Source organism: Pseudomonas sp. LBUM1660, assembly GCF_059695935.1.
Genome location: NZ_CP166795.1, coordinates 133,071 through 139,072 on the forward strand (window position 1 = coordinate 133,071; position 6,002 = coordinate 139,072).

A 6,002-nucleotide genomic window follows, 5' to 3' on the forward strand; every position below is an offset into this window, starting at 1 on the left:
TTTTGTGTGCGACAAGTTACAGTAAAACTATAAGTATCAGTTTTATTTGGGCGTAGTTGCTCCTTTCGGCGAAGTATCGTCAAAATTCAAATGAAGAGTGAATGCCTCACTCAAAGCAACTTTCAAAGTTATTCCGTTGAATGCTTCAAGGGGGTGGAAGTTGGCTGGGATTGACGCCGGTGCTTCCTTTCCCGTGACAAGACTCCTTCCGTAGGTTCTTGGTGCGAGGACTGCGCCGCCATGGCGGCGCGTCGCCCGTTCATTATTCGTTGGCAGCCCAAGAGTGAGCGTAAATCACGGCCGCCGCTATCGCGCGGACGTCATCTTTGCTGGCGTATTGATGGAACTTGAGGGAGGTCAATCGATGGCAGGCTTGGGGAGGGGACGTGCGGTCGCTGAAGCGGGGGGATGTAAGGAGATTATTCACGGCAAACGCGGCGCGCAGTTCGAACTGCGCGCCCAGGCGTGGCGGCGGGGGTTACCTGGTGGTTTTCTTGTTCAGCGCTTCAGGGCTGTTGAGGTAGCGCGTGATAACCTCGACACCGCGATTGAGGTGGAGCTCGAGCAGCTTTACCGAACGCTCGATGTCGCGGTCTTCGACGGCCAGCAATAGTGCTCGGTGGTCTTCCTGAGATAACTTGCCCAGGCCCATGGCTTCCAGGTTGAAGCGCAGGAAGCGCTCTTCTTCGTTCAACCCTTCCTCGACCAGCCGCAACAGCCGCTGGTTCGGCGCCTTGCAATAAAGCGCCATGTGGAAGAGCCGATTGAGGCGGCCGATCTCGCTGTAATCGTGCTCCGTTTCCATGCCGTCGATATGCAGGGCTGCCCGTTCGAAGTCTTCCTTCTCCAACAAGGGAATCGACAGGCGCAGCGCCTCGGATTCCAGCAGAATCCGTAACGCATAGGTTTCAACGGCATCGCCCTGAACCAGCGGTGCGACCACTGCGCCTTTGTGGGCGATAACGTTGAGCAGCGTCTGGGCTTCCAGTTGGCGCAAGGCTTCGCGCACCGGCATGCGGCTGACGCCGAACAGGTCGGCCAGATCTTGCTGGCGCAACGCGGTGCCGCAGGGAATGCGTCCGTCAAGAATGGCCGAACGCAGGGTTTCTTCGATCACCGAACGTGCCAGGTGAGCGGGAATCGGCCCGTTGACTTTGATACTGCTGAGGGGGTTGGGCTTCTGTGTCACGACTACGCACCCTGGTTGGCTGAAATATTTGGATCCAAATGGACACTAATGACTGCCATGCAGCTTGTCAAACGGACAAAAGATCGCAGTCCGGGACTTTTCATGTCACTCACCATTCAAAGTCTAGCGCGTCGCCAGTGATTGCACCGTGCCATTGTCTTTTAACGGGCTAACCTGCACCATCAACCGAATTCTACCTGCCTGACCTGGATGCCTCGCATTGGCGGTACGTTTCGCGATCCCTCGGACTTTGCGCTGGCTGTGCTGCGCGTTGCTGCTGGCCGGCGTCATGCTGGGCGGGCTGCATGCCGATTGGGATTTTTCGCTGATCAGCCGCAAGGCGCAGGTCTTGTACGGGCCGTTGGGCGACGGGAAGCCGCGCATCGATGCCTGGCAGCAGTTGCTGGCCACGCAAAAACAGGCCAGCGAACTGGAACAGCTCAATGTGGTTAATCAGTTTTTCAATAAACAAGTGCGTTACGTTGAGGACATCGACCTGTGGCACGAGGTTGATTACTGGGAAATGGACTGGCCCCTGCTAAACCGGACACCAATACCCCGTTAAATTGATGCCGCTGCCAAACGCCTAAACTCCCGCGGTGAACGGTATTTTAGAGCGCTGTGCGGATGCTCCTCGTTGTAATGCTCAAAGGCAACCGTCAGGTTGCGCAAGGCGGTTTCCCGGTCAGGTTTGGGCATGTGCGCGACGTAGTCGCGCTTCATCGTTTTAACGAAGCTCTCGGCCATGCCGTTGCTCTGCGGGCTGCGCACCGGTGTCGTCACCGGCTGTAAACCGATCTGTCGGGCAAACTGGCGTGTCTGTTCAGCGATGTAGGCCGAGCCGTTATCGCTCAGCCATTGCACCGGGGTGGCAGGCGGTTCTTCACCGAAGCGTGTTTCCACCGCTTCCAGCATCAGATCGCGGATATCGTCGCCGCTGTACCCCGTCGGGCTGGCCACCCAGCCGATGGCTTCGCGGTCGCAGCAGTCCAGGGCGAAGGTCACGCTCAGCTTGTCGCCGTCTTCACAGCGAAACTCAAACCCGTCAGAGCACCAGCGGGTATCGCTGGTGGCCACTGCGATGCGGCCTTCATGGCGGCGCGCCACTCCGGGCTGTTTAATTCGACGCTCCAGCAGTAACTGATGATCGCGCATCACGCGATAGACCCGTTTGACGTTGATTGGCGCCTGACTTTGTTGTTCGCGCCGACGACGGAGCAAACCCCACACACGGCGGTAGCCATAGCTGGGCAACTCACTGACTTCAGACTGAATCTCTTTGACCAAAGCGGCATCGTCCATTCTTGGACGACGCCTTGCGGGCCGTGCAGCTGGCTTGAGTCGAACCGTTAATTGCGAGCGCGCTACACCGAGACTTTCACTGATCAGCTTCACAGGTCGTCCCCCGGCAACAAGGGTGAGTGCGCAATCCATTTTCGCGACCGAGCAATCTCCACGGCTTCCTGAAGGATCTCGACTTGCATGGTTTTCTTGCCCAGCATCCGTTGTAACTCACGGATCTGTTTGAGTGCGTCGGCCAATTCAGAAGCCGGCACTACGGTCTCTCCGGCACTGACCGCCGAGAGGCTGCCATTCTGATAAAGCTTGCGCCATTGGAAGAGTTGGTTGGCATTCACGCCATGGCGCCGGGCCACGACCGAAACACTTTGTCCTGGTTGCAGACTCTCGCGAACCATCGCCAGCTTTTGCTCTGGGCTCCAACGGCGACGACGCTCCTGGCCCAGCAGCTCCCCACCCTTATCACTACTATTAGTCATATACATAACCGTTTGCCTATCCCTTATCTTAAGGGGGAAACGGTGTCCTGTCTTTCATGGGGCTCGTCCAGGAAACGCCCATCGAAGCCCTGTGGAAGGGCGCCGGCGACTGCGAAGATTACGCGATCGCCAAGTACTTCAGCCTGCGCCACCTCGGCGTTTCCAGTGACAAGCTGCGCATCACCTACGTCAAGGCTCTGCGCCTGAACCGCGCGCACATGGTGCTGACTTACTATTCGAGCCCCGAGGCCATGCCGCTGGTCCTCGACAGCCTGATTGATGCAATAAAGCCGGCCAGCCAACGAACCGACTTGCTGCCGGTCTACTCTTTCAATGCCGAAGGGTTGTGGTTGCCGGGCGCCAAGGGCAATAAAAAGGTCGGAGATACCAAACGCCTGTCGCGCTGGCAGGATGTGTTGAAGAAAATGCAGGCCGAAGGTTTCCCGGTCGAGACGACTAACTAGGAGCACGCGCTCAGATGTCTTTGTTCAAACAGCTGTTGATCGCTATCTGTCTGTTCCTGGTGGTCGCCTTCACCGGTAGCTTCGTGGTCAGCCTGGAAAGCTCGCGGACCCAATACGTCAATCAGTTGCGTTCCCATGCCCAGGATGCCGCGACGGCACTGGCGCTGTCCCTGACGCCGAACATCGACGACCCGGCGATGGTCGAGTTGCTGGTCAGTTCGATTTTCGACAGTGGGTATTACGCGAGTATCCGCGTGGTTGACCTCAAGACTGATCAGACCATCGTCGAGCGCAGCGGCATTCCAGCGGTGAACAACGTGCCGGACTGGTTCGTCAAAATGATCGGCCTGGAACCGGCCGGTGGCGATGCGCTGGTCAGCCGTGGCTGGGAGCAGGCGGCGCGGGTCGAGGTGGTCAGCCATCCGATGTTCGCGTTGGCCAAGCTGTGGCAGAGCGCGCTGGGCAGCCTCGGCTGGTTGCTGATCTGCGGCGCGGTGAGCGCGGTATTGGGCGCGCTGTTGCTGCGTCGACAACTGAAACCGCTGGACTACATGGTCAAGCAATCCCACGCCATCGCTCGCCGCGAATTCCTCAGCCTGCCGGAACTACCGCGCACACCGGAACTGCGGCGTGTGGTGCAGGCCATGAATCAGATGGTCGAGAAGCTCAAGGCGCTGTTTCAGGAACAGGCCGAGCGCAGTGAAAAACTGCGGGTCGAGTCCTACCAGGACAACCTGACGGGGCTGGCCAACCGTCGCTATTTCGAGATGCAGTTGAACGCCCGGGTGAGCAATCCGGAGCAGGCGAGTTCGGGTTATCTGCTGCTGTTGCGGGTCAAGGACCTGGCCGGTTTGAACCAGCGTCTGGGCGGTCAACGCACCGACCAATTGTTGCAAGCAGTGGGCGAGCAACTGTCCCGCGAGTGCGCCAAGTTCCCGGAAACGCAGAACCTCGTCACGCGGATCCGTGGCGGTGAGTTCGCCGTGCTGGCGCCGGGTCTGGTGCGCGAAGAAGCCCTGCAACTGGCGCAGAACCTCGACAGTGCCTTGGCCAGCCTGTATGCGACCGGCGCCACTGACGTGGCCTCGGTCGCGTCGATCGGTCTCGCGCCGTTTGTTCACGGAGACTCACCGCAAGCGGTGCTCGGGTTGGGCGACCAGGCGTTGGCTCAGGCTGAAGGTCAGGGTGAACAGAGCTGGGCGTGCCTGGATCACAGCGCCTCGGCCAGCGTCGGGGATGACCATCATGCCTGGAACAACTTGCTGGATCAGGCGTTGAATCAGCGGCGTTTCCAGTTGTATTTCCAACCGGTGGTGGCCAGCCAGGACACGCAACTGGTGCTGCATTACAAGGTGCTGTCGCGGTTGATCGACGACGTCGGCCAGACCATTCCCGCCGGACGCTTCCTGCCGTGGCTCGAGCGCTTTGGCTGGACCGCGCGCCTGGATCGGCTGATGTTGGATCTGGTGCTTGAGCAGATGGCCGAGCATGAGGAATCGCTGGCGCTCAACCTGTCTTCGGCGACGTTGGCTGATCCGCAGGCGCTGAATAAAGTCTTCGAGATTTTGCGTGCCCACTCCGATCTCGGACCGCGGCTGACCCTGGAAATCGGCGAGGAGCAACTGCCCGAGCAAGCAAAGCTGGAAGAACTGACGCGGCGCCTGCGTGAGCTTGGGTTCTCCTTGAGCCTGCAACGTTTTGGCGGGCGCTTCAGCATGATCGGCAACCTGGCGCATCTGGGGTTGGCGTATTTGAAGATCGACGGCAGTTACATCCGGGCGATTGACCAGGAAAGCGACAAGCGCCTGTTTATCGAGGCGATCCAGCGGGCGGCACATAGCATTGATCTGCCGTTGATTGCCGAGCGGGTGGAGACCGAAGGGGAGTTGGTGGTGATTCGGGAGATGGGGTTGTATGGGGTTCAGGGGCAGTTGTTTGGTGAGCCGAAGCCTTGGCAGTGAGGCTTTAGGATTTGGTCGTCTGGGAGTCCGTCTTCGCGGGCAAGCCTCGCTCCTACAAGGTCGTGCGTTGGCGTAAACCTGTAGGAGCGAGGCTTGCCCGCGATGGCGTCAGCACAGACAACATCGAAGGCTGAGGCTTAGATCAACCCCGTCTCATCATCATCAATCAATTGACTCAACCCACCCAACGCCTCTCGGGCCTGGGTCCGGTCCATCAGCTTGGCCTGGGCGGCGGCTGGCAGGTCGGTGACGCGGATCACGCCTTTGCTGGTCAGCACCTGAATCAAGTCGTCGAGTACCCGGATCATTTCCAGGTCGCTCTGCTTGAGCTGTTTGAGGCTGGTTTCCATCACTTCGTTGGCGTACCAAGCCTGGATTTCATGGTTGTCGGCCGGCAGCGTTTCCGTGGCCTCGGCGTAGGCCGCGGCTTCCACGCGCACTAACTGACCTTGCGCATCGCGTTGCACGTAGAACATTGAGCATCCCTCAGAAGTGAACCAGCGTCATGCTGTCAGCAGCATAGGCCAACTGGACGCGAGTATGCGGTGCGGCGACGAAATCGTCACCGGGGGATGGGCGCAAACGTGACGGCCGCCCCATCAGGGCGGCC

At 59.2% G+C, this 6,002-nt stretch carries 4 protein-coding genes and 2 pseudogenes; 3 read left to right on the forward strand and 3 right to left on the reverse strand.

Going from position 1 to position 6,002, the window contains the following annotated elements:
* Positions 1 to 478 precede the first annotated feature (478 nt).
* The gene (locus ACA068_RS00660) at positions 479 to 1,189 is read right to left on the reverse strand and encodes a GntR family transcriptional regulator (RefSeq protein ID WP_497306843.1); all 711 of its coding nucleotides are present in this window, start codon (positions 1,187 to 1,189) and stop codon (positions 479 to 481) included.
* Positions 1,190 to 1,409: 220 nt separating this feature from the next.
* Here ACA068_RS00660 and ACA068_RS00665 point away from each other — a divergent pair.
* Positions 1,410 to 1,712, forward strand: a pseudogene (locus tag ACA068_RS00665) (hypothetical protein); the annotation flags it as partial.
* Between the two features lie 38 nt (positions 1,713 to 1,750).
* On the opposite strand, the gene ACA068_RS00670 reads toward ACA068_RS00665, so the two are convergent.
* A protein-coding gene (locus tag ACA068_RS00670; RefSeq protein WP_497304932.1) for an IS3 family transposase occupies positions 1,751 to 2,967 on the reverse strand; the annotation gives its coding sequence in 2 pieces (ribosomal slippage) (positions 1,751 to 2,622 and positions 2,622 to 2,967; 1,218 coding nt in all).
* Positions 2,968 to 3,038: 71 nt separating this feature from the next.
* Here ACA068_RS00670 and ACA068_RS00675 point away from each other — a divergent pair.
* Both ACA068_RS00675 and lapD read left to right on the forward strand, forming a co-directional pair.
* Positions 3,039 to 3,431, forward strand: a pseudogene (locus ACA068_RS00675) (transglutaminase-like cysteine peptidase); the annotation flags it as partial.
* A 14-nt stretch (positions 3,432 to 3,445) separates the two neighbouring features.
* Positions 3,446 to 5,392, forward strand: coding sequence for a cyclic di-GMP receptor LapD (lapD, locus tag ACA068_RS00680; RefSeq protein ID WP_497306845.1), 1,947 nt, complete (start codon positions 3,446 to 3,448; stop codon positions 5,390 to 5,392).
* A 137-nt stretch (positions 5,393 to 5,529) separates the two neighbouring features.
* Here lapD and ACA068_RS00685 read toward each other — a convergent pair whose 3' ends face one another.
* Positions 5,530 to 5,868, reverse strand: a complete 339-nt coding sequence (locus ACA068_RS00685; protein ID WP_497306846.1) for a tryptophan synthase subunit beta — start codon at positions 5,866 to 5,868, stop codon at positions 5,530 to 5,532.
* Between the last annotated feature and the right edge of the window lie 134 nt (positions 5,869 to 6,002).